Source organism: Streptomyces coffeae (assembly GCF_016741875.1).
Lineage (GTDB): Bacteria > Actinomycetota > Actinomycetes > Streptomycetales > Streptomycetaceae > Streptomyces > Streptomyces coffeae.
In genome coordinates, this window is record NZ_JAERRF010000022.1 from 84,256 (window position 1) to 103,973 (window position 19,718).

The following is a 19,718-nucleotide window of genomic DNA, read 5'->3' on the forward strand; positions in this document are numbered from 1 at the left end:
AGCCTAGTTGAACTGCCGAGCCCAGTTGAACTGCTCAGACGCGGCAGAGGAGTTCACCGTGCAGCACACTGAACCACCCGTCGGCGCACTCCCCCCACGCCCGCCACGCGTCCGCGATCCCCCGCAGTTCGGCCTCGGTCGCATGGCCCCCGTCCACCGCGAGACGGGCGTAGGAGGAGGCGACCGTACGGTCCGCCCACAGCCCGCTCCACCAGGCCCGCTCCTCGGGGGTGGCGTAGCACCACGTGCCGGCGGTCGCGGTGATGTCGGTGAAGCCCGCCGCCAGCGCCCAGGAGCGCAGTCGGCGCCCGGCGTCCGGCTCACCGCCGTTCGCACGGGCGACCCGGCGGTACAGACCCAGCCACTCGTCCATCCCGGGCACGGACGGATACCAGGTCATGGCGGCGTAGTCGCTGTCCCGCACCGCCACCAGCCCGCCCGGACGGCACACCCGGCGCATCTCGCGCAGCGCCCGCACCGGGTCGCCGACGTGCTGGAGCACCTGGTGGGCGTGTACCACGTCGAAGGAGTTGTCCGGGTGGTCCAGCTCGTGGACGTCGGCGACCGCGAAGCGGACATGGGACAGCCCCCGCTCCTCCGCCACCGCCCGCGCCCGCTCCAGTACGCCGCTGTCCGCGTCGACCGCGATGACCTCGCCCCCCGGGACCAGTTCGGCCAGATCCGCGGTGATCGTGCCGGGGCCGCAGCCGATGTCCAGAATCCGCATCCGGGGCTCGAGATGGCCGGTCAGATAGGCCGCGGAATTGGCCGCCGTGCGCCAGGTGTGCGAGCGCAGCACCGATTCGTGGTGTCCGTGGGTGTAGACGGCGGTGTCCTTCGGCATGGCGGAACTCCCCTTCGAGCCCTGGAGGTTGACGAATCGACCGATGGTCGGCAGTGGCTCCACCCTAGAACGCCATCTCGTATCGCGAGAGTGACGTCTCACTATGCAGAACGGTCGCGCGCCCGCACAAAGAATCCGCACAAAAAAGAGGGGGAGGGGCGGTCGCCCCTCCCCTCAACCCCGCGGCTCTACGCCTCCGGGTGCAGGCCGAGCGCCGAGACCACCTCCCCGACCGTGTGGTAGGTGCGGTCCGAGGGCAGCTCCTCGGCACGGGCGATCAGCCGGTCCGGGGTGTGCCGCTCCCGCAAGGTGCGCAGCACGGTGCCGCGGTCCGCGGGGAACGTCGTACGTCCCAGACGCCGGGCGAACTCGAACCGCAGGGCCTCCGCCTCGCCGCCCGTCCCGCGAGCGGGCACCGGTCCGGTCATGACCGGCGGGTCGTCGTCGGCGGCGGGTTCCGGGTCGTGCCACTCCTCGACCCGCGTGGGGTGGCCGGAGCGGATCAGTCCCTGGAGTTCGTGCTTCATCTCGTCGTCCCTGCGGACGCTCACCCGGTTGCTGCCTCGCTGCATGTCGGTCCCCTTCCTGGCGGGTCCGTCGCACCTCGGGCCGGCCGGTGGGCCCGAGATCTGTTCTCTCTCCGTTTTCGCCCCCCGTTGTGGCGGTACGGCCGATTCCGGCCGACCCGTCGTCCCCTTTGCGTACCCGCCGCCGCGTCATCAACACGAGGTTTCCCTGATCGGGTGCGACCATCTGTTCGCGGCAGGTTTGGCGGCCGCCGGGCGGGGGACCCGGAGGTCGGCCGAGCGGCCCGCAGGGAGTGAGGAGCGGCGCCGGGCGCGGGAGATCAGGGGCCCGCGTCCGGTGCCGCGGCCCTGCACGCGCGCCGGGCGTCCGGCCCGGTGTTAACGGCGGTGGGTCACGGGTACCCGGCGCGCATGACTGATAAATCGGCCTATCCGAGATCGGGCGACCACGGAGGCGTGCCGTCGGCCGGGGAGCTGTCCGGGCAGGTCGCCCGGGTCGTCCGCGAAGAAGTCCGCAAGGAACTGCACGTCCTGCGTGATGAGCTGCGGGATGAGCTGTGCGCGCAGTCCCGGAGCCGTACCGTCCGCCTGTGGGGCGGTGCGGCGGCGATCGCGTTCTACGCCGGGGGCGTGCTCACCGCGTGTCTGGTGCTGCTGTTCGCCCTTGCGATGCCGGGGTGGGCAGCGGCGCTGATCGTCGGCGCGATGCTGATGGTGCTGGCCGCGGTGGTCAAGAACGCCGCGGGTCAGCCACCGCACGCGCCGCACTGGCCCACCTGGTCCCCGCGGGGACCGAAGGCTCCGTCGTCGGCGCCTTCCGCTCCCGCCGCCCCGTCGGCCCCGTCGGGCCCTCCGACGCCGCCCGAGCCGCCCGAGCCGCCCGAGCCGCCCACCGAGCCACCGGCCCCGCCCCACCGCGGATGACGGCCGCCAGGCCGCCGGGGACGGCACGATGAGGGAGCACCATGGCTGATCAACCGCTGCTGGCCCGCTATGCCGAGGCGCTGGAGCTGTTCACCGAGCGGGTGCACACGATCACCCCCGATCAGTGGGACGCCCCGACGCCCTGCACCGAGTGGACCGTACGCGACCTGGTGAACCACCTGGCCGTGGAGCAGATGTGGGTGCCACCGCTGGTACGGGAGGGGTCCAGCCTCGCCGAACAGGGCGACGCCCTGGAGGGCGATCTGCTCGGCGACGACCCCGTGGCCACCTGGGACGCGGCGGCGGCCGCGGCCCGCGAAGCCTTCCGCGAGCCCGGTGCCCTCGGCCGGACCGTCGACCTCTCCTTCGGTGAGACCCCGGCCGCGCACTACTGCGCCCAGATGACGGCGGACGCCGCCGTGCACGCCTGGGATCTGTCCCGGGCCATCGGCGCGGACGAGCGGATCCCGAAGCCGCTGGTCGACTTCTCGGTGCGGGAGGTCGCGCCGTACGCCGTCGATCTGGAGGAGAGCGGTCTGTTCGCCGCCCCGGTGGAACCCCCGCCCGGCGCCGACGCGCAGACCAAGCTGCTGGCCCTTCTCGGCCGGGAGGCATAGCCGACCGACCGCCCTCGGCCACGAGGCACAGCCGTGGGGCACGGCCCGTGCCGTGCCCCACGGCTGCAATGACGCTACGGCGCCGCCGTGGCTCAGCAGCGCACCGAGGGCCGGTCCCAATACCGGTGGCCGGCGACGGCCTCGGCGAAGGCCCGGGTGAACTCCTCGCTCGCCGCACCCGTCGTGGTGTCCGTGACCACCCCGCGGTCCGCGCACACATGGCCGTGTCCCGAGGCGATGTGCAGCCCCTCCGGCTCCAGCGCCGCCAGGATCCCCACGCCCGAGCCCAGCGCACCGATCGGCTTGCCGTGCCGGTACGCGTCCCGGACGAACCGCATCGCCGTGCTGTCGGACGACAGGTCCGGGGTCCCGACCGGGCCGCCGGGCAGCAGTACCGCGTCGTAGAGCACCGAGGCGACGGTCGGCAGCGCACGGTCCACCGGACAGTCGTTGCCGTCACTGCTCCGCACCGTGCCGTCGTGCGGGGCCAGGGCCTCCACCACGGCGCCCTGGGCGGACAGCGCCTCCTTCGCCTGGCCGAGCTGGACGGTGTCCACCCCGTCGGCGACCAGCACCGCGATCATGCGGGTGCGGATGGAGTGGTCACCGCGCAGATTGTCCAGGCTGAGCGCGGGGGAGGCCACCGGCTTGTGGTCGTTCCCACCGGGGCTCGGCATGGCGACCCCGATGCCCTCGGCGACCGAGGTCGCCAGGCTGTAGTCGATATGCGCCAGCTCGCCGACCGTCCGTTCCCGGATCTCCACCGCCCCGACCTTGCCCAGCTCGAAGCGGAAGGCGTCGACGATATGCCGCCGCTCCCAGTCGCTCATGCTGTTCCAGAACATCGCCGCCTGGCTGTAGTGGTCCTGGAAACTGGCACTGCGCTTGCGGATCTTGGCGCCGTCGACCCGTTCCGCGTAGTGGGTGAAGGCGTAGCCGTCCGGTCCGGCGATGGCCGGGCAGCCGCCGCCCAGCGAGTTGGGGGAGTAGTTGGTGCCGGTGTGGATCGCGGTCTGGTGGTAGCCGTCGCGCTGGTTGGTACGGACCGGGGCGACCGGCTGGTTGACCGGGATCTGCGCGAAGTTGGGGCCGCCCAGCCGGATCAACTGGGTGTCCAGGTAGGAGAAGTTGCGGGCCTGGAGCAGCGGGTCGTTGGTGAAGTCGATCCCGGGGACCACGTTCGCGGTGTGGAAGGCGACCTGCTCGGTCTCGGCGAAGAAGTTGTGCGGATTGCGGTCCAGCACCATCCGGCCGATCGGCCGCACCGGCACCTGCTCCTCCGGAATGATCTTCGTGGCGTCGAGCAGATCGAAGTCGAAGCTGAACTCCTCTTCCTCCGGGATGAGTTGAACGCCCAGTTCGTACTCCGGGAACTCGCCCGCCTCGATGGCCAGCCACAGATCGCGCCGGTTGAAGTCCGGGTCCCGGCCCTGGCACTCCTGGGCCTCGTCCCACACCAGCGAGTGCACCCCCAGCTTCGGCTTCCAGTGGAACTTGACGAAGGTGCCCTTGCCGCGCGCGTCCACGAAGCGGAAGGTGTGCACCCCGAACCCCTGCATCATGCGGTAGCTGCGCGGAATGGCCCGGTCCGACATCAGCCACATCATCATGTGCAGGGTCTCGGGCTGGAGCGAGACAAAGTCCCACAGGGTGTCATGGGCGGACGCACCGGTGGGCATCTCGTTCTGCGGCTCGGGTTTGAGCGCGTGCACGAAGTCAGGGAACTTGATGCCGTCCTGGATGAAGAAGACCGGCATGTTGTTGCCGACGAGGTCGTAGTTGCCCTCCGAGGTGTAGAACTTCGTCGCGAAGCCCCGGACGTCGCGGACGGTGTCCGCCGATCCGCGCGGCCCCTGCACGGTGGAGAACCGTACGAAGACCGGAGTGCGCACGGACGGGTCCTGGAGGAAGGCGGCGCGGGTGAACTCCGCGCAGGACTCGTACGGTTCGAAGTAGCCGTACGCGCCCGCGCCCCGGGCGTGCACCACCCGCTCGGGGATGCGCTCGTGGTCGAAGTGCATCAGCTTTTCGCGGAAGTGGAAGTCCTCCATCAGCGTGGGGCCGCGTTCACCCGCCGACAGCGAGTCGTCGGTGTGGTCGACCGCCACGCCCTGGTCGGTGGTCAGCGGGCCCTCGGCCGGCTCGGCGGCCCGGTACGCCTCGCGCTGACGCTCCTTGCGGTCGTCCGTCATGGTCCGGCTCCCTTCTTCGCGAACTCCTCCAGGAACGCCTCGTCGAAGGCCTTGAGATCATCCGGCTTACGGCTGGTGATCAGCGTGTTGGGGCCACTGGTGCAGACGCTGACCTGCTCGTCCACCCAGTTCCCGCCCGCGTTGGCGATGTCGGTGCGCAGGCTCGGCCACGAGGTGAGGGTGCGGCCGCGCACCACGTCCGCCTCCACCAGCGTCCAGGGGGCGTGACAGATGGCGGCCACCGGTTTGCCCGCGTCCACAAAGCCCCTGACGAAGGCCACGGCCTTGTGGTCCAGCCGCAGCAGATCGGGGTTGGCCACCCCGCCGGGCAGGACGAGCGCGTCGTACTCCCCGACCTCCGCGTCCTTCACCACCTGGTCGACCTCGAAGGTGTCCGCCTTGTCGAGGTGGTGGAAGGCCTGGACGCGGCCGGGCCTGGTGGACACCAGCCGGGGGGTGCCGCCGGCATCGCGGACCGCCTGCCAGGGATCGGTGAGTTCGACCTGTTCGACACCCGCCGGGGCGACGAGAAAGGCGACCTTCATGTGTGTCACGTCCTTCCCTCTTCTCCCGCGGAACCGTTGCGCCCGGCTGAGCGGGTAGCCAGCGGGGCAGGGGGCGAAACCGGGAATACCGGATGGGTGAGGGGAGGTGATCAGCGGGCGCGGGACGATGGGGTGGGACGTGGTCACAGGACGCGGTAGGGCGCGGCGGTCTGGTGCCGGAAGCTCATCCCGTGTCCCGGTTCGCCGCTCGCGCCCGGACGCACCGACCCGCCGGTCGGGTCCAAGGCGCCCGCGAAGAGCGTGGACTCGATGCGCGCATGATCGTGAAACCATTCTAGGTGGCGCAGATTGGGCACGCACGCGGCAGCGTGGGCATGCGCGTGGGGCGCTCCCTGGCCGGAGATCTCCAGACCCATGGCCTCGGCGAGGGCCGCGGCGCGCAGCCAGACGGTGAGCCCGCCGCAGTGGGTCGCGTTGGCCTGGAGGCAGTCCACCACCGGGGTCAGCCGGGCGAAGTCGGACAGCACCGAGCCGTGGCCGCCCGCCGCCACATCGCAGACCACCAGATCGCGGACGATCCGCAGGCCCTCAGGATCGTCGGCGGGGACCGGCTCCTCGAACCAGCCCACCCCGTGTTCGGCGGCGGTATGGCCCACCCGCACCGCCTGTTTGCGGGTGTACGCGCCGCCCGCGTCCACATAGAGCTCGGCATGCGGGCCGATGGCGTCCCGGGCGTGGCCCACCCGCCTCAGATCGTGTTCCACCGCCCGTCCCCGCGCCTCCCCGATCTTGATCTTGACGCGTTCGATGCCCTGTCCGTGCACCCAGCCGCCCAGCTGGCTGGCCAGATGGGTGTCGTGGTAGGTGAGGAAGCCGCCGGAGGCGTAGACGGGCACCGTCTCGCGTACGGCGCCGATCAGCCGGGCCAACGGCAGCCCCAGCAGCCGCGCCTTGAGGTCCCACAGCGCGATGTCCACGGCGGACACGGCGCGAGCGACCAGACCGGGGCGGCCCGCGGTGTGCGCGGCGTGGCCCATGGCCTCGTACACCCCCGCGATGTCCAGCGGGGAGCGGCCGACCACGGCGGGGCGCAGCAGATCGCCCGCCACCGATCCCGCGTCGGCGGGCGCGTAGGTCCAGCCGAGGCCGGTGGACCGCCCGCTGCGGGCCTCCACCACGACCACGGTGGTCTCGTGCCAGGCGAGTCCGGCGTCGGCCTCCGGAGCCTCGGTCGGCACCGTGTACGCCGTGACATCGAGCCGGTCGATCAGCGGGTCGGCGGTCATGCCTCGCGCGCTCTTCATGGTGCACACACCGTCATGGGCCGTCCCCCTCGGGTGTTGTACCGCGGCCGGGGCGGTCGGGACAGTCGGGGCCGTCGGGGCCTTCGGGGCGGTCCGAGGCGTCCGGGTGGTCCGAGGCGTCCGGGTGGTCCGGGTGGTCCGGGCGATGACCCCGGTGCGGCAGGAACTCCCGCGCCCTGGCCCCGAACCCCCGGCGGTCCGCGCCCTCCCGGTCCGCGCCCTCCTCGGCGACCGGCTCCACCGGGGCCTCCATCCGCTCCCAGTCGGTGTCCGGCGGGAGCAGCGGCACCCCGGGGTCGGTGACGAACTCCACGACCACCGGGCCGTCCGCGCCCAACGCCTCGCGCCACGCCGGTTCGACGCGCTCGGGCTCCTCCACCCGGATACCGGTCATCCCGAGGGACTCGGCGAAGCGCGCGTAGGGCACGTCCGGGAGCGTCCGCGGGGGCGGGAACCGCGGTGCGTCGCCCCACGCGCCCGTCTGCCCTGTCGGTTCGTCGAGGTCATGGTCACGCCAGACGCCGATGACCAGCCGCGGATTCTCCCAGGCGTCGCGGTACGCGGCCGCGGTGATCAGCTCGGCCATGCCGTTCATCCGCATCGCGCCGGCCCCGGCCAGCGCCACCACCGGCCGCTCGGGCCGGGCGAACTTCGCCCCGATCGCGTACGGGAGGGCGCAGCCCGTGGCGCCGAGCGTGCCCGACAGCGAGGCGCGCAGCTCGTCGCGCATCCGCAGATGGCGTGCGTACCAGTGGGTGACGGAGCCGGAGTCGCAGGTGACGATGGCGTCCGGGGGCAGGAGCGGATCCAGGCAGTGGGCCACGTACTCGGGGTTGACGGGGTCGGCGGCCAGCCCGGCGCGGTGCTCCAGCACCCGGCGCCACCGCTGGACGCCCGCGATGATCTCCTCCTGCCAGTCGCGGGACTCGGTGCGGTGCAGCAGGGGCAGCAGCCGCAGCAGGGTCTCCCGGGCGTCGCCGACCAGATTGACCTCGTACGGATAGCGCAGCCCGATCATCTGGGGGTCGAGATCGATCGATACGGCCCGCACCGTGCCGAACTCCGGGAGGAACTCGGCGTACGGAAAGCTGGAGCCGATGGTCAGCAGGGTGTCGCAGTCCCGCATCAGCTCATAGGAGGGGCGGGTGCCCAGCGGTCCGATCGGCCCGGTGACATAGGGGAGTTCATCGCTGAGCGCGTCCAGGCCGAGCAGTGCTTTGGCCACGCCCGCGCCGAGCCGTTCGGCCACCCGCTGGACCTCGGCGCTTGCCCGGCCGGCGCCCCGGCCGATCAGCACGGCCACCCTCTCGCCCGCGTTCAGCACCTCCGCGGCCCGCTCCAGGGCGGCGGCGGACGGCACCGCCGACCAGCCGCTGCGGTCCAGGCTGGAGGGCACGTTTCCGAACTCCTGGGTGGGCGGGGTGTACTCCAGCTCCTGTACATCGGCCGGGACGATCACCGCGGTGGGGGCGCGGCGGGCGTACGCGGAGCGGATCGCCCGGTCCAGTACGTTGGGCAGCTGCTCGGGGACGGTCACCGTCTCCAGGAACGCGGAGGCGACGTCCTCGAGCAGACTGTGCAGATCCACCTCCCGCTGGTACGAGCCGCCCATCGCGCTGCGGGGGACCTGCCCGACCAGCGCCACCACCGGGACGTGGTCCAGCCTGGCGTCGTACAGCCCGCCCAGCAGTTGGGCCGCACCGGGGCCCGAGGCCGCCGCGCACACCCCCAGCCGCCCGCTGAACTTGGCGTAGCCGACGGCCTCGAGGGCGGACATCTCCCCGTGCCGGGACCGGATGAACCGCGGTTCGTCCGCCGCCCGTCCCCAGGCCGCGAGCAGTCCGCCGATGCCGTCGCCGGGGCAGCCGAAGACATGCGACACGCCCCACTCACCGAGCCGGGCGAGGAGATGGTCGGCCACATTCCCGGTCATGGCCTCAACCCGGCAGCTGCGGCAGCACTTTGGTGCGGTAGAAGTCGAAGAAGCCTCGCTGGTCGGGGCCGATCTGGTTGACGAAGACGGTGTCGAAACCGGCCCCCGCGTAGGCGGCGAGCGCCTGGGTGTGCGCTTCCGGATCGTCGCCGCAGGTCACCCGGGACGCCAGATGTTCGGCGGTGACCAGCTCGACGGCCTGCTCGAAATGGGCCGGGGTGGGCAGCAGTTGGACGAGTTCCCCGGGGAGGGCCAGATTCGGCCACAGCCGGTGGGCGGTGCGCAACGCCTCGTAGGGGTCGGTGGCCCAGCACACCTTGAGCCCTCCGCGCACGGGCTTGGAGTTGCCGCTTGCGCCGCTGCCGCGCCGGAACCGCGCCACGATCTCCGCGTCCGGGACCATGGTGATGAAGCCGTCGCCGACCCGTCCGGCCAGCTCCGCGGCGGCCGGGCCGGAGGCGGCGATGTCGATGGGCACCGGCTCCTCGGGCAGGGTGTAGAGCCGGGCGTTCTCCACCGTGTAGTGCCTGCCGTGGTGGTTCACCTCGTGCCCCGCGAGGAGTCGGCGCATCACCGAGACGGCTTCCTCCAGCATCTCCAGCCGGATCGACCCCTGGGGCCACCGGCCGCCCAGCACATGCTCGTTGAGCGCCTCCCCGCTGCCCACCCCCAGCCGGAACCGGCCCTCCAGCAGCACCGCGCTGGTCGCCGCGGCCTGCGCGACGACGGCGGGGTGGATGCGGACGGTGGGGCAGGTGACCGCGGTCTGCACGGGCAGGCTGGTGGCCTGGGCCAGGGCGCCGATGACCGACCAGACGAAGGGGCTCTGGCCCTGGGCCCCGGTCCAGGGGTGGTAGTGGTCGGAGATCCACAGGGCGCTGAATCCGGCCTGCTCCGCCATCCGTGCCTGTTCGACGAGTGCGGCGGGTCCATGTTCTTCGGCGGCCAGGAAGTAGCCGTACTCGGTCATAGGCCCTCCTCGAGGCGGGCAGCCGGTGCGACGGATGACCGGGGTGCCGGGAAGGAAACCTGGTTCGGCCTGGTTTGGCAGGGCTCGTGACGGGCAGGCGCACGGTGTGCTTCGGACCGGAGGCACGCCATGGGAGCAGCTTGGCTGCTGGCGGCGTGTCTCGAATGGTCGCCGATTCTGTCCGGTTTTGCTCCTTTTGGTGATCCGACCATAGCTCAAGGGAGACACCGGCGCATGACATCCGTACGAGCACAGCCCCGACGTCCGCACGACGACGCCCCCGACACCACGGCCGCCTTCCGCCGGATCGCCGACCTGCCCGACGGCGCGTCCAAGGACGCCCTGCGGGACGAGGTGGTCCGGGCCTGGATGCCGATGGCCGAACGGCTGGCCCGCCAGTTCCGCAACCGCGGCGAGGCGACCGAGGATCTGCGCCAGGTCGCCATGGTGGGCCTGGTCAAGGCGGTCAAGCGGTACGACCCCGACCGCGGTTCGGCCTTCGAGAGCTATGCCGTGCCGACCGTCGTCGGTGAGGTCAAACGGCACTTCCGCGACCACCTGTGGGGACTGCACGTCCCGCGCCGGGTCCAGGAGCTGCGCAACCGGGTGCGTATCGCCGTCCAGGAGCTGACCCGCACCCCGGACGACCGCGTCCCCGGCGCGGCCGAGATAGCCGCCCACACCGGGATGAGCGTGGCGGACGTCCGCGTCGGCCTGGAGGCCCTGGGCAGCTTCACCACCCTTTCCCTGGACGCCGAACTGCGCGGCGCCGACGACGGATACGCGTTGGTGGACACCCTCGGCGCGACGGAGCCGTCGTACGAGCGGGTGGTGCAGCGCGAATCCCTCAAGCCCCGGCTGCGGGCACTGCCCGAGCGCGAGCGGGAGATCCTGTATCTGCGGTTCTTCTGCGATGAGACCCAGAGCCGGATCGCCGACCGGATGGGCATTTCCCAGATGCATGTCTCCCGGCTCATCTCCCGCACCTGTGCCCGGCTGGGCGAGGAGGTCGGAGCCGACGCGGCGTGACCGGCCCTTGGACCGGCTCCGGCCTCGACTGGCGCCCCCGGCGGCCTCAGGGCCCGGCGGCCGCGTCCGTGTCCTCCGGCTTGGGAGGCGGCAGCGCCAGCGCGATATGGCGGCCGACCCGGTCCGCCGCCCCCGCCTCCGCCATCGCGAAGGCGGACCGTCCGCCCGTCCGGAACAGCGTCAGCGCACCCCGGACCCGGTCCGCCGGCGAGGTGCGCAGGGGTATGCACAACAGCGAGGTCACCTCCTCGCGGACCAGCACCGGCGCCCCCGCCGCGTCCTGGCCGAAGGCGTCCGCGTCCGGAGGGCTCACCCGCAGCGCGGACACCCCGTCCTCCAGCGCGTCGAGCACCAGCGGGCAGCCGGCCGGGTCCTGGCCGGCCAGGGACGCCGTACGGTCGCCCACCGCCTCCGGCGGGCCGAGCGCCACCACCCGGCGCGGGGCCCCCGAGGGGTCCTCCGGGGCGACATCGGCGATCACCCAGTCCGCGAAGCGGCCGTGCAGCACCTGCGCCGCCCGCGCCAGCACCGCTTCCGGTCCGCCGTCGGCCGACGCCGCGCCCTCCAGCAGCGCCGCGGCCATGTCGTCGACCAGGTCCAGCAGCTCGGAATGGCGTGTCACCTCGGCCAGATCCGGACCCGGCCGCGGCTCCCGGCCGCCCTCCGCGCCGCCGCCCGTCCCCGCGGGCACACCGGGCTGGAATGCCGCCAGCACCGCCGGATGCGGTTCGCCCGGCGGCCGCAGCGCCGACAGGGTCACCCGCACCTCGCCGTCCGCCGACGGCTGCGAGAGCCGCACGGTCAGACTGCGGCTGCCCTCGCCCCGCGCCACCGCCGCCACCTGTGAGCGCAGCGCCGCCTGTCCGTCCCGCCGCAGCGAGGACGTCAGCGGCCGCCCGGTGGCGTATCCCGCCCGGGTGTTGAACAGCCGGGTGGCCGCATCGTTCATCCGCCGTACGACGGCCTCCCGGTCCAGCAGCACCACCGCCACCGGCAGCCGCTGGAAAAGCTCCCGCAGCAACTGCTGCTCACGGGCGTCGGACCGGGCCCCGTCCGGGGCGCGCGCCGCCCCGGCCAGCTCCTCGTAGCCCGGCATCAGCACATCCACCACGTGCTGGAGCTCGAAAAGAGCGGCGTCCAGCACGGACAGCCGCTCCTGTGCGGGCAGCGCCCGTGCGTTCCGCAGTTCCTCGACCCGTCTGCGGAAGTCTGTGATCTCCGCACCGAACTCCTGCGCCCCGGTCATGGCCACACCGTAGCCTGACCGGCCCCGGTCCAGGCACCGCGCGTGTTTTCCGCTCCCCGCCGTGGGAAGCCGGACCCTAAGGCCCCCTGGGGCCACGGCCACCGACGCCGGACGGAGGGACGGGCGATGCCGGACCGCAGCCACAGCCGCCCGGCCTGCCAGACCGACGCGCCGTTCCTCGGCCGCGGCCTGGCCGACCTCGCCGAGCAAGCCCTCGCCCACACCCCCGCCGGATGCGGGGCCGCCACCACCGCCGAGGCCGCGCCGGACGGGCGCGGGGCCGCGGACCCCGGTCCGACCACGGCGGCCACCCATCCCGATCTGTCCCCGCTGGTCTCGGTGCAGCTGAGCACCGGGGAGGGGCCGATCCCCGAGGCTCAGGACCGCGGCTGCCCGGTGGGCGCCGACGATCTGCTGCGCGACACCCGCTGGCCGCGCTTCCGGGCCTGTGCGCTGGACGCGGGCATCCGGTCCACCGCCACCCTGCCCTTCGAATGCGACGGACTGAGGGTGACCGTCTCCCTCTACGGGCTGCGCCCCGGCCCCCTGGAGGAGGCGGCCCGCGGCACCACCGGACTCCTCGGCGACCTGGCCACCGAGAGCCTGGCCCGCGACCGCCTCTACCGCGACGCCCTCGCCCAGGTCGACCAGCTGGACGCGGCGCTGCGCGCCCGCCCGGTCGTGGACCAGGCGTGCGGCATCGTCATGCATGTGCTGGGCTGCGATCCGGACCAGGCGTTCGACCTGCTGCGCCGCACCTCCCAGCGGACCAACCGCAAGCTGACCGAGCTGGCCGGGACGGTGGTGCGCACCCGGGGCCGCGGTCTGGAGCGGAACCTCATCGCCCTCGGCCGGTCAGCTGCTTCCGGACGCGATCGGCGAGGGTCCGCCCCGGACCAGGACCCTCCTCGGGGCTGAGCGGCGCCGCCGCCCGCGCCGCGGCCGTCGTCTCCCCGACGCGCAGGCCCAGGGCCAGCAGCTCCTCGGGGGTGAGCCGCTCCCGCAGCTCGGGGAAGACCAGGTCCTCCTCGCCGCGGATATGCATGGACACCACGTCCATCAGCCGCCGCACCAGCGGGTCGAACTCCCGGTCCCGGGGGTCCAGCGCGTCCAGGTCGGCCAGGATCCGTTCGGCCTGGATCAGCTCCTCGATCTCCTCGTCCGCGACCTGGTCGCCGTCCGGCAGGGCCGTGCGCACCGTCGGATACAGATGGGCCTCCTCGGCGACGGAGTGCCGCACCACCTCCACGGTGATCCGCTCGACGAGCCGCCGCCGCTGCCCCGGGTCCCCGGCGGTTCGGTAGCCGTCGAAGAGCTCCTGCACCTGACGGTGGTCCGCGGTGAGCAGCTCCACCACATCGTGCTGTTCGGGCATCGCTGTCATGGTGCCCGGGTCCCCCGGCCCGGTCCCGCGAAACGATGCCGGAGATCTGCGAAGGTGGACGGGTCAGCACGGTTACCCGGGGGCAGCCAGGCGGAGGTGTGGACGAATGCAGCGGCAGTGGACCGCACCGGCTCCGGCGGACCGGGAGGACGGCGGTCTGCCCGTCCTCCCCGAGCTGGCCGAGCGCTTCGCCGGGGCGGTGGACCGCACCGCGCCGGAGCCGGTCGGCGGTTCGGCCGAGCTGCGGGATGCCGCCTGCGGCTACTGGTCGCGGCGCGGACTGTGGACCGACCCGGCCCATGTGGTGGTCGCCCCCGGCGCCGAGCCGTTGCTGCTGGCGCTGCTGGCCTCGGCCTCCGGCGGCGATGTGCTGCTGCCCCGGCCCTGCGCCGCCTGGTACGCGCCGCTGGTGCGGCTGGTCGACCGGCGTGCCTACCACGCGCCCGTCCCGGCCGAGTGCGGTGGACTGCCCGATCCGTTCGCCCTGCTGGAGACCGTCCGCCGGATCCGCGCCGAGGACGGGCGGCCGCGGATGCTGCTGCTGTCGGTGGCCGACGACCCGACCGGCACGGTGGCGCCGCCGGAGCTGATGCACGAGGTGTGCGAGGCGGCCGTGGCCGAGGGACTGCTGATCGTCAGCGATGAAACCTGGCGCGACACCGTCCACCATCCGCACGGCACGGTGCTGCTCAGCCCCGCCGAGATGTGCCCCGACGACGTCATCGTGCTCTCCGATCTGGTCGGCGCGTTCACCCCGGCCGGCTGGCCCTCCGCCATCGCCCGGTTCCCGGCCACCGAGCGCGGGGTGGAGCTGCGGGCCCGGGTGCTGTCCCTGCTCACCGCCGTACGCTCCGGGCTGCCCGCCCCTGTCGCCGCCGCCTCCGCCTACGCCCTGGACGAGCCCCCGCCGGTGCGCGCCCGCACGGCCGCCGCGGCCCGGACGCACGGCGCGGTGGCCGCCGCGGCCTACCGCGCGCTGACCGCCGTGGGGGCGCTGTGCCGCCCGCCCCAGGCCGGACGCCATCTCTACGCCGATCTCGACGAGCTGCGCGGGGTGCTGGCCGCCCGTAACATCACCGACTCGGTGGAGCTGGAGCGTGAACTGAGCGGGCGGCTCGGCCGGGGCGTGGCGGGTGGCCACCGTTTCGGCGACCCTCCGCACACCCTGCGGGTGCGGCTGTCGACGCTGCCGCTGCTCGGGGCGGCCGACGCGCAGCGGCAGCGGGCGCTGGACGCCCCGGACCCGCTGGAACTTCCGCATGTGAAGGAGGCGTTGGCCGCCTTCGACACGGGCTTCCGGGCGCTGATCGAGGACGGCGGCTGAAGCCCTCGCGGCGGTGCCGCTGGGGTCGTCCCACCGAGGGAAGGGAGAGTCCACGCCATGACCGACCACGCCGAGCAGGCCGAGCCCGCGGAACCGGCCGAGCTGCGCCGCACCCGGTCCGCCGCCTCCGGCCGGCCCCGTCCGGCCCCGGCCGCGCCCGCGCTGCCCGCGCCGCGCCCGCTCGGCGAGGTGCGCACCTGGCCGCGGTCGTTCGTCCACCGGCTGACCTCCCCGCTGCCCGGGGTGCGGGCCATCGCCCGGCTGGCCCGTGAGGGGCGGCTGCGGCCGCCCGCCGAGGCGCTCCGCGAGATCCCCGAACTTCCCTTCGCCCCGGGCCCGCTGCCGCTGACCGGCCCCGGGCAGACCGCGCTCACCTGGGTCGGCCACGCCAGCTGGGTGGTCCGGATCGGCGGGCTCACCGTGCTGACCGATCCGGTCTGGGCCCGCAGGATCCTGGGCACCCCGGTCCGGGTCACCCCGCCCGGGGTCCGCTGGGAGGATCTGCCGCCGGTGGACGCCGTGGTCATCAGCCACAACCACTACGACCATCTGGACGCGCCCACTCTCGAGCTGCTGCCCCGTGCCACTCCGCTGTTCGTCCCCGCCGGTCTCGCCCGGTGGTTCCGCACCCGCCGCTTCACCCGGGTGACCGAACTGGACTGGTGGGAGGCGGCCGAACTCGACGGCGAGGGCGGCCCGGTCCGCTTCGACTTCGTCCCCGCCCACCACTGGAGCAAGCGCACCCTCACCGACACCTGCCGCTCGCTGTGGGGCGGCTGGGTGCTCACCGGTCCGGACGGACAGCGGGTGTACTTCGCCGGGGACACCGGCTACGGCCACTGGTTCACCGAGATCGGCCGCCGCTACCCGGGCATCGATCTGGCGCTGCTGCCCATCGGCGCGTACGACCCGCGCTGGATGCTGCGGACGGTGCACACCGATCCGGAAGAGGCGGTGCGGGCGTTCGGCGACCTGGGGGCACGGGCGCTGGTGCCCATGCACTGGTCCACCTTCCTGCTCTCGGCCGAACCGCCGCTGGAACCGCTGCACCGGGTGCGGGCCTCCTGGGAGGCCACCGGCGCTCCGCGCGAGGCGCTGTGGGATCTGCCGATCGGCGGCTCCCGGGTGCTCGAATGAGGGAGAACCAGGCATATCCGGAAAATGGATCATAAGTGGCGAATGGTGCGGGGCCCGCCTAGCTTCCTGTTCATGCGTACACGAAAACTGTGTGGTCTCACGGCCCTCACCGCGGCCGCCCTTGCCCTTGAGCTCGCCGCCCTGCCCAGCGCCCAGGCCACCGGGTCGGTGGCGAGCGGCGGCCCCGACCCTGTCCATGTCGTCCAGCCGGGCCAGTCGATCCAGGCGGCCCTGAACACCGCCCGGCCCGGGGACACCATCGAGCTGCTGGCCGGTGTCTACCGGGAGAACGTCCAGATCACCACCTCCCAGGTGACCCTCCGCGGCGCGGGCTCCCGTACCGTGCTCAGACCCGACAAGAAGGCCGCGGCCAACGCCTGTGGCAAGGCGGGCCACGGACTGTGTGTCACCGGGACGGCCGAACAGCCCGTCACCAATGTCCGCATCCAGTCCCTGAAGGTCAGCGGCTTCGCCAAGAACGGCATCTGGGCCTCGTACACCGACCGGTTGCGGGTCCGCAGGGTCACCGCCGCCGACAACGGCCAGCAGGGCATCGGCCAGGAGATGTCCACCCGCGGTGTCTTCGTCCGCAACGTGCTGCGCGGCAACAAGGAGTCGGGCATCCACATCGTCAACACCAACACCCATGAGGCCGGGTCCATCGACGCGCGCGGCACCGAGGTGGTGGGCAACCGGCTGAGCGAGAACGGACTCGGTGTGGTGATCCGGCGGATGCGGAACCTCACCGTCGAGCAGAACATCATCACCGACAACTGCGGCGGTCTCTTCGTCATCGGCGACGAGAACAAGCCCCGCGCCGGTGCGCTGACCCTCCGCCACAACGCCGTGCTGGAGAACAACCGGCTCTGTCCGGCCAGCGACCGGCTCCCCGTCATCCAGGGCGCGGGCATCGTGCTCACCGGATCCGAGGGCAGCCGGGTGACGGGCAACCAGGTGTTCAACAACGTGGGCAAGTCCCCGATGTCCGGCGGGGTGGTGCTGTTCAACAGCTTCGTCGGCGTACCGAACACCCAGAACGCCATCAGCCAGAACGTGCTGAGCGGCAACAGGCCGGCCGATCTGGCCGACCGGGACAAGGGTCCCGGGAACACCTTCGCCGACAACGTCTGCGGGACCTCCGTGCCCGCGGACCGGTGCTGAAAGGCGGCGCCATGACCACCACGGGGACCACCCCTTCCGCCCCCGCTCCGCCGCAGGCGACCCGGCAGCTGCGCGAGATCGCCTTCGGCGCCGCCCGCGCGGCCGCCGTCCGCGCCGCCGCCCGGCTGGGTGTCGCCGACGCCCTGGGGGAGCAGCCCGCCACCGTCGAGGAGCTGGCCGCCGCCGTGGCCGCCCAGCCCGATCCGCTGCGCCGGCTGCTGCGCGCCCTGGCCTGCTGCGGGATCTTCGCCGAGTCCGAGGACGGCCGCTTCACCCACACCGACATCTCCCGGCTGCTGCGCGAGGACGCGCCCCACAGCCTCCGCTACATCTCCCTGTGGTGCACCGAGCCCTGGACCTGGGAGGCGTGGCCACGTCTCGACCAGGCGGTCCGCTCCGGCGGTGTCCTCTTCGACGAGATCTTCGGCAAGGACTTCTTCCGCTATCTCCACGAGGACGCCCGGGAGTCGGCCGAGGTGTTCGACAAGGCGATGACCACCTCCAGCAGACAGTCCGCCGAGGACGTCGCCGCCTTCCTCGACCTCGAGGGCATCAAGGAGGTCGTGGACATCGGCGGCGGTCAGGGGCATGTGCTGGCCGGTCTGCTGGAGCGGCATCCGGCCCTGCGCGGTACGCTCCTCGATCTGCCGCCGGTGGTGGCGGGCGCCGACCCCCGGCTGCGGGACGGCGGTGCGCTGGCCGACCGGGCCACGCTGCTGCCTGGCGACTGCCGTCAGGAGATCCCGGTCCAGGCCGACCTGTACATCATCAAGAACATCCTGGAGTGGAACGACGAGAGCACCCGCCGCACCCTCGCCAATGTGGTCAGGGCCGCGCGGCCGGGCGCCCGGGTCGTGGTCATCGAGAACCTCGTCGACAACAGCCCCGCGTCGTTCACCACGGCGATGGATCTGTTCCTGCTGCTCAACGTGGGCGGCCGCAAGCACACCACGGACAGCATGACGGAGCGGATGACCGCCGCCGGACTCACCGTCACCGACATCCGCCCGGTCAACGGCTATCTGCACGCCTTCGACAGCACGGTGCCGGGCTGAGCCACCCGTCACGCCAGGGTGCCCGCGCTGTCCACGACAGCGCGGGCACCCTGGCGTTGTGGTGCGGCTTCCGGGGCCGGTGCGCTCAGGCCCAGCGGTAGGTGGTGAGATGGGCGAACGCCACCACGTTCGCGGTGTAGTCCTTGACGTTGTGGTCGTACGCGCCACCGCAAGTGATCAGACGCAGCTGGGCGTTGGGGGTCTCCCCGTACACCTTCCGGTCCGGGAAGTCGTTCTTCTTGAAGGTCTTGATCTTGTCGACGGTGAAGGTCGCGACGATCCCGTCCTCGCGGGTGATGTTGACCTCGCTGCCCAGCTTCAGGTTTCGGAGCGTGTAGAACACGGCAGGGCCGATCTTGGTGTCCACATGCCCCGCCACGATGGCGTTGCCGCGCTCCCCGGGGGCGGGGCCGTCCTTGTACCAGCCGACCAGGTTGTTGTCGGTGTCCGGCGGCGGGATCAGGGTGCCGCCCGAGTCCAGCGACAGCTGGGTGAACGGAGCGCTCACCCCGATCGAGGGGATGTCCAGATGGGTCGCGGGGGAGCGGGAGAGCGCGGGGCCGGGCCGGTACTGCGGGGTGGCCGCCGGCTCCTCGGTGGGCTCCTGCCGCGGCGGCGTCTGCGGTTCCGTGTCCGGAACCGACTCCGGCTCGGGCCGGTTCGCGGAGGCGGCGGCCGTGGGTGTGTCCGACGGAGAGTTCTGGGAGGCCGCGTCGACGGAGTTGTAGATCAGGAAGACACCGATGAGGGCCGATGCCGCGGCCCACCGGAGCACGCGGGTGTTGCCGTCGGCGCCGCCCTGCTTGCCCTGCTTGCTCATGGAGGTGTGTGCCTTTCTCGCAAGCCGCGTAGCGCTGCCGTGGCACCACCGCTGGGCGGAGGTGCCACGGCAGCACGGAATACGAAAGAGTCAGGCTCAGATCGCGGTGCCCGCGGAGTTGCGGCGACGCAGGGCGTAGGCGCCGGCGCCGAGGCCACCGAGAAGCAGAACGGAGCCGGCAGCCATGCCACTGCCCGTGGAGGCCATACCGCCACCGCCGGTGTGGACGCCGCCCTTCGGCTTCTCGGACTTCCAGGAGCCGCCCTCCCAGTCGTGCTTCTTGTCGCCCGACCAGTCGTGCTCGCGCCCGTGGTCCTCCTTGCCGTGCTCCTCCTTGCCGTGCTCCTCCTTGCCGGACCAGTCGCCCTCGTCCTTGCCTTCCCGGCCGGACCAGTCGCCCTCGTCCTTGCCTTCCATCTTGCCTTCTTCCTTGCCTTCTTCCTTGCCCTCCTCCTTGCCGTGGTCCTTCTTGTGGTCCATCCGGGGGTCGCCGCTCTCGCCGTAGCTGTCGTCGGAGGACTCCTGGCTGCTCGAGTACCCACCGTGACCGCCCGGGTCCGAGACGTCGGCGGCAAACGCGGCGGCAGGGGCGCCCAGGGTCAGGGTGGCGGCAATCGCCGCCCCGGTGAAGAGTGCGCGAGTCGATCGCATGAGTCATTCCTTCCGGCGCCTGCACGATTACTGACTATTTGCCAGATAAAGGGATCGCGTAGGCGTCTTATCCACCGTCAGCGAAGAATGCGCC

General features: G+C 72.5%; 19 protein-coding genes. 8 read left to right on the top strand and 11 right to left on the bottom strand.

The genetic code is table 11. The annotated features are described in order from the left end of the window. Positions 1–34: 34 nt before the first annotated feature. Both JK363_RS29945 and JK363_RS29950 read right to left on the bottom strand, forming a co-directional pair. Complete coding sequence (locus JK363_RS29945) at positions 35–844, bottom strand: class I SAM-dependent methyltransferase (RefSeq protein WP_201879672.1); 810 nt, start codon at positions 842–844, stop codon at positions 35–37. Positions 845–1,032: 188 nt separating this feature from the next. Then, on the bottom strand, positions 1,033–1,416 hold the full coding sequence (locus JK363_RS29950; protein WP_201879674.1) for a DUF2795 domain-containing protein: 384 nt from the start codon (positions 1,414–1,416) through the stop codon (positions 1,033–1,035). Positions 1,417–1,782: 366 nt separating this feature from the next. Here JK363_RS29950 and JK363_RS29955 point away from each other — a divergent pair, with 366 nt between their 5' ends. Continuing rightward, positions 1,783–2,295 carry a phage holin family protein gene (locus JK363_RS29955; RefSeq protein ID WP_201879676.1) on the top strand — a complete coding sequence of 171 codons (513 nt, stop codon included), beginning with the start codon at positions 1,783–1,785 and terminating at the stop codon, positions 2,293–2,295. A gap of 41 nt (positions 2,296–2,336) precedes the next feature. Next, positions 2,337–2,912, top strand: coding sequence for a TIGR03086 family metal-binding protein (locus tag JK363_RS29960; protein WP_201879678.1), 576 nt, complete (start codon positions 2,337–2,339; stop codon positions 2,910–2,912). Between the two features lie 92 nt (positions 2,913–3,004). Here JK363_RS29960 and JK363_RS29965 read toward each other — a convergent pair whose 3' ends face one another. From JK363_RS29965 to JK363_RS29985, 5 genes are all read right to left on the bottom strand, one after another. After that, positions 3,005–5,104 carry a catalase gene (locus JK363_RS29965; protein WP_201879680.1) on the bottom strand — a complete coding sequence of 700 codons (2,100 nt, stop codon included), beginning with the start codon at positions 5,102–5,104 and terminating at the stop codon, positions 3,005–3,007. Further along, positions 5,101–5,649: a type 1 glutamine amidotransferase domain-containing protein gene (locus tag JK363_RS29970; protein WP_201879827.1), complete on the bottom strand. Its 549-nt coding sequence runs from the start codon at positions 5,647–5,649 to the stop codon at positions 5,101–5,103. The genes JK363_RS29965 and JK363_RS29970 overlap by 4 nt, the downstream gene beginning before the upstream one ends. Before the next feature lie 143 nt (positions 5,650–5,792). Beyond that, on the bottom strand, positions 5,793–6,914 hold the full coding sequence (locus tag JK363_RS29975; RefSeq protein WP_236076210.1) for an enolase C-terminal domain-like protein: 1,122 nt from the start codon (positions 6,912–6,914) through the stop codon (positions 5,793–5,795). Between the two features lie 13 nt (positions 6,915–6,927). Then, positions 6,928–8,847, bottom strand: coding sequence for a thiamine pyrophosphate-requiring protein (locus JK363_RS29980; protein WP_201879682.1), 1,920 nt, complete (start codon positions 8,845–8,847; stop codon positions 6,928–6,930). Positions 8,848–8,851: 4 nt separating this feature from the next. Continuing rightward, a complete protein-coding gene (locus JK363_RS29985) occupies positions 8,852–9,817 on the bottom strand; it encodes a TIGR03557 family F420-dependent LLM class oxidoreductase (protein ID WP_201879684.1) in 966 nt (321 codons plus the stop codon). Between the two features lie 234 nt (positions 9,818–10,051). Here JK363_RS29985 and JK363_RS29990 point away from each other — a divergent pair, with 234 nt between their 5' ends. Next, the gene (locus JK363_RS29990; RefSeq protein ID WP_201879686.1) at positions 10,052–10,846 is read left to right on the top strand and encodes a SigB/SigF/SigG family RNA polymerase sigma factor; all 795 of its coding nucleotides are present in this window, start codon (positions 10,052–10,054) and stop codon (positions 10,844–10,846) included. A 46-nt stretch (positions 10,847–10,892) separates the two neighbouring features. Here the strand turns inward: JK363_RS29990 and JK363_RS29995 are convergent, their stop codons facing one another. Then, positions 10,893–12,092, bottom strand: a complete 1,200-nt coding sequence (locus JK363_RS29995; protein ID WP_201879688.1) for a PAS domain-containing protein — start codon at positions 12,090–12,092, stop codon at positions 10,893–10,895. Between the two features lie 126 nt (positions 12,093–12,218). On the opposite strand from JK363_RS29995, the gene JK363_RS30000 reads away from it, so the two are divergent. Continuing rightward, positions 12,219–13,010 (top strand): ANTAR domain-containing protein, encoded by a 792-nt coding sequence (locus tag JK363_RS30000; RefSeq protein WP_201879690.1) that lies wholly within the window; start codon positions 12,219–12,221, stop codon positions 13,008–13,010. Here JK363_RS30000 and JK363_RS30005 read toward each other — a convergent pair. Further along, positions 12,931–13,467 (bottom strand): hemerythrin domain-containing protein, encoded by a 537-nt coding sequence (locus tag JK363_RS30005; RefSeq protein ID WP_236076211.1) that lies wholly within the window; start codon positions 13,465–13,467, stop codon positions 12,931–12,933. The two genes, JK363_RS30000 and JK363_RS30005, sit on opposite strands and share 80 nt — an antisense overlap. 115 nt (positions 13,468–13,582) lie before the next feature. On the opposite strand from JK363_RS30005, the gene JK363_RS30010 reads away from it, so the two are divergent. The 4 genes from JK363_RS30010 to JK363_RS30025 all read left to right on the top strand — a co-directional run bounded on the left by JK363_RS30010 (position 13,583) and on the right by JK363_RS30025 (position 18,153). Next, a complete protein-coding gene (locus JK363_RS30010) occupies positions 13,583–14,800 on the top strand; it encodes an aminotransferase class I/II-fold pyridoxal phosphate-dependent enzyme (protein WP_201879694.1) in 1,218 nt (405 codons plus the stop codon). 57 nt (positions 14,801–14,857) lie between these two features. Beyond that, on the top strand, positions 14,858–15,937 hold the full coding sequence (locus JK363_RS30015; RefSeq protein ID WP_201879696.1) for an MBL fold metallo-hydrolase: 1,080 nt from the start codon (positions 14,858–14,860) through the stop codon (positions 15,935–15,937). Positions 15,938–16,009: 72 nt separating this feature from the next. Then, complete coding sequence (locus JK363_RS30020) at positions 16,010–17,098, top strand: right-handed parallel beta-helix repeat-containing protein (RefSeq protein ID WP_201879698.1); 1,089 nt, start codon at positions 16,010–16,012, stop codon at positions 17,096–17,098. An 11-nt stretch (positions 17,099–17,109) separates the two neighbouring features. Continuing rightward, positions 17,110–18,153 (top strand): methyltransferase, encoded by a 1,044-nt coding sequence (locus JK363_RS30025; protein ID WP_201879700.1) that lies wholly within the window; start codon positions 17,110–17,112, stop codon positions 18,151–18,153. 85 nt (positions 18,154–18,238) lie between these two features. Here the strand turns inward: JK363_RS30025 and JK363_RS30030 are convergent, their stop codons facing one another. Both JK363_RS30030 and JK363_RS30035 read right to left on the bottom strand, forming a co-directional pair. Next, positions 18,239–18,973, bottom strand: coding sequence for a class F sortase (locus JK363_RS30030; RefSeq protein WP_201879702.1), 735 nt, complete (start codon positions 18,971–18,973; stop codon positions 18,239–18,241). 96 nt (positions 18,974–19,069) lie between these two features. Further along, positions 19,070–19,624 carry a hypothetical protein gene (locus JK363_RS30035; protein WP_201879704.1) on the bottom strand — a complete coding sequence of 185 codons (555 nt, stop codon included), beginning with the start codon at positions 19,622–19,624 and terminating at the stop codon, positions 19,070–19,072. Positions 19,625–19,718: the final 94 nt, after the last annotated feature.

What these genes read in the sequence shown, in the direction of transcription:
- JK363_RS29945 (WP_201879672.1), bottom strand. Translation starts at nt 844, where the DNA reads ATGCCGAAGGACACCGCCGTCTACACCCACGGACACCACGAATCGGTG.
- JK363_RS29950 (WP_201879674.1), bottom strand. Translation starts at nt 1,416, where the DNA reads ATGCAGCGAGGCAGCAACCGGGTGAGCGTCCGCAGGGACGACGAGATG.
- JK363_RS29955 (WP_201879676.1), top strand. Translation starts at nt 1,783, where the DNA reads ATGACTGATAAATCGGCCTATCCGAGATCGGGCGACCACGGAGGCGTG.
- JK363_RS29960 (WP_201879678.1), top strand. Translation starts at nt 2,337, where the DNA reads ATGGCTGATCAACCGCTGCTGGCCCGCTATGCCGAGGCGCTGGAGCTG.
- JK363_RS29965 (WP_201879680.1), bottom strand. Translation starts at nt 5,104, where the DNA reads ATGACGGACGACCGCAAGGAGCGTCAGCGCGAGGCGTACCGGGCCGCC.
- JK363_RS29970 (WP_201879827.1), bottom strand. Translation starts at nt 5,649, where the DNA reads ATGAAGGTCGCCTTTCTCGTCGCCCCGGCGGGTGTCGAACAGGTCGAA.
- JK363_RS29975 (WP_236076210.1), bottom strand. Translation starts at nt 6,914, where the DNA reads ATGAAGAGCGCGCGAGGCATGACCGCCGACCCGCTGATCGACCGGCTC.
- JK363_RS29980 (WP_201879682.1), bottom strand. Translation starts at nt 8,847, where the DNA reads ATGACCGGGAATGTGGCCGACCATCTCCTCGCCCGGCTCGGTGAGTGG.
- JK363_RS29985 (WP_201879684.1), bottom strand. Translation starts at nt 9,817, where the DNA reads ATGACCGAGTACGGCTACTTCCTGGCCGCCGAAGAACATGGACCCGCC.
- JK363_RS29990 (WP_201879686.1), top strand. Translation starts at nt 10,052, where the DNA reads ATGACATCCGTACGAGCACAGCCCCGACGTCCGCACGACGACGCCCCC.
- JK363_RS29995 (WP_201879688.1), bottom strand. Translation starts at nt 12,092, where the DNA reads ATGACCGGGGCGCAGGAGTTCGGTGCGGAGATCACAGACTTCCGCAGA.
- JK363_RS30000 (WP_201879690.1), top strand. Translation starts at nt 12,219, where the DNA reads ATGCCGGACCGCAGCCACAGCCGCCCGGCCTGCCAGACCGACGCGCCG.
- JK363_RS30005 (WP_236076211.1), bottom strand. Translation starts at nt 13,467, where the DNA reads ATGCCCGAACAGCACGATGTGGTGGAGCTGCTCACCGCGGACCACCGT.
- JK363_RS30010 (WP_201879694.1), top strand. Translation starts at nt 13,583, where the DNA reads ATGCAGCGGCAGTGGACCGCACCGGCTCCGGCGGACCGGGAGGACGGC.
- JK363_RS30015 (WP_201879696.1), top strand. Translation starts at nt 14,858, where the DNA reads ATGACCGACCACGCCGAGCAGGCCGAGCCCGCGGAACCGGCCGAGCTG.
- JK363_RS30020 (WP_201879698.1), top strand. Translation starts at nt 16,010, where the DNA reads ATGCGTACACGAAAACTGTGTGGTCTCACGGCCCTCACCGCGGCCGCC.
- JK363_RS30025 (WP_201879700.1), top strand. Translation starts at nt 17,110, where the DNA reads ATGACCACCACGGGGACCACCCCTTCCGCCCCCGCTCCGCCGCAGGCG.
- JK363_RS30030 (WP_201879702.1), bottom strand. Translation starts at nt 18,973, where the DNA reads ATGAGCAAGCAGGGCAAGCAGGGCGGCGCCGACGGCAACACCCGCGTG.
- JK363_RS30035 (WP_201879704.1), bottom strand. Translation starts at nt 19,624, where the DNA reads ATGCGATCGACTCGCGCACTCTTCACCGGGGCGGCGATTGCCGCCACC.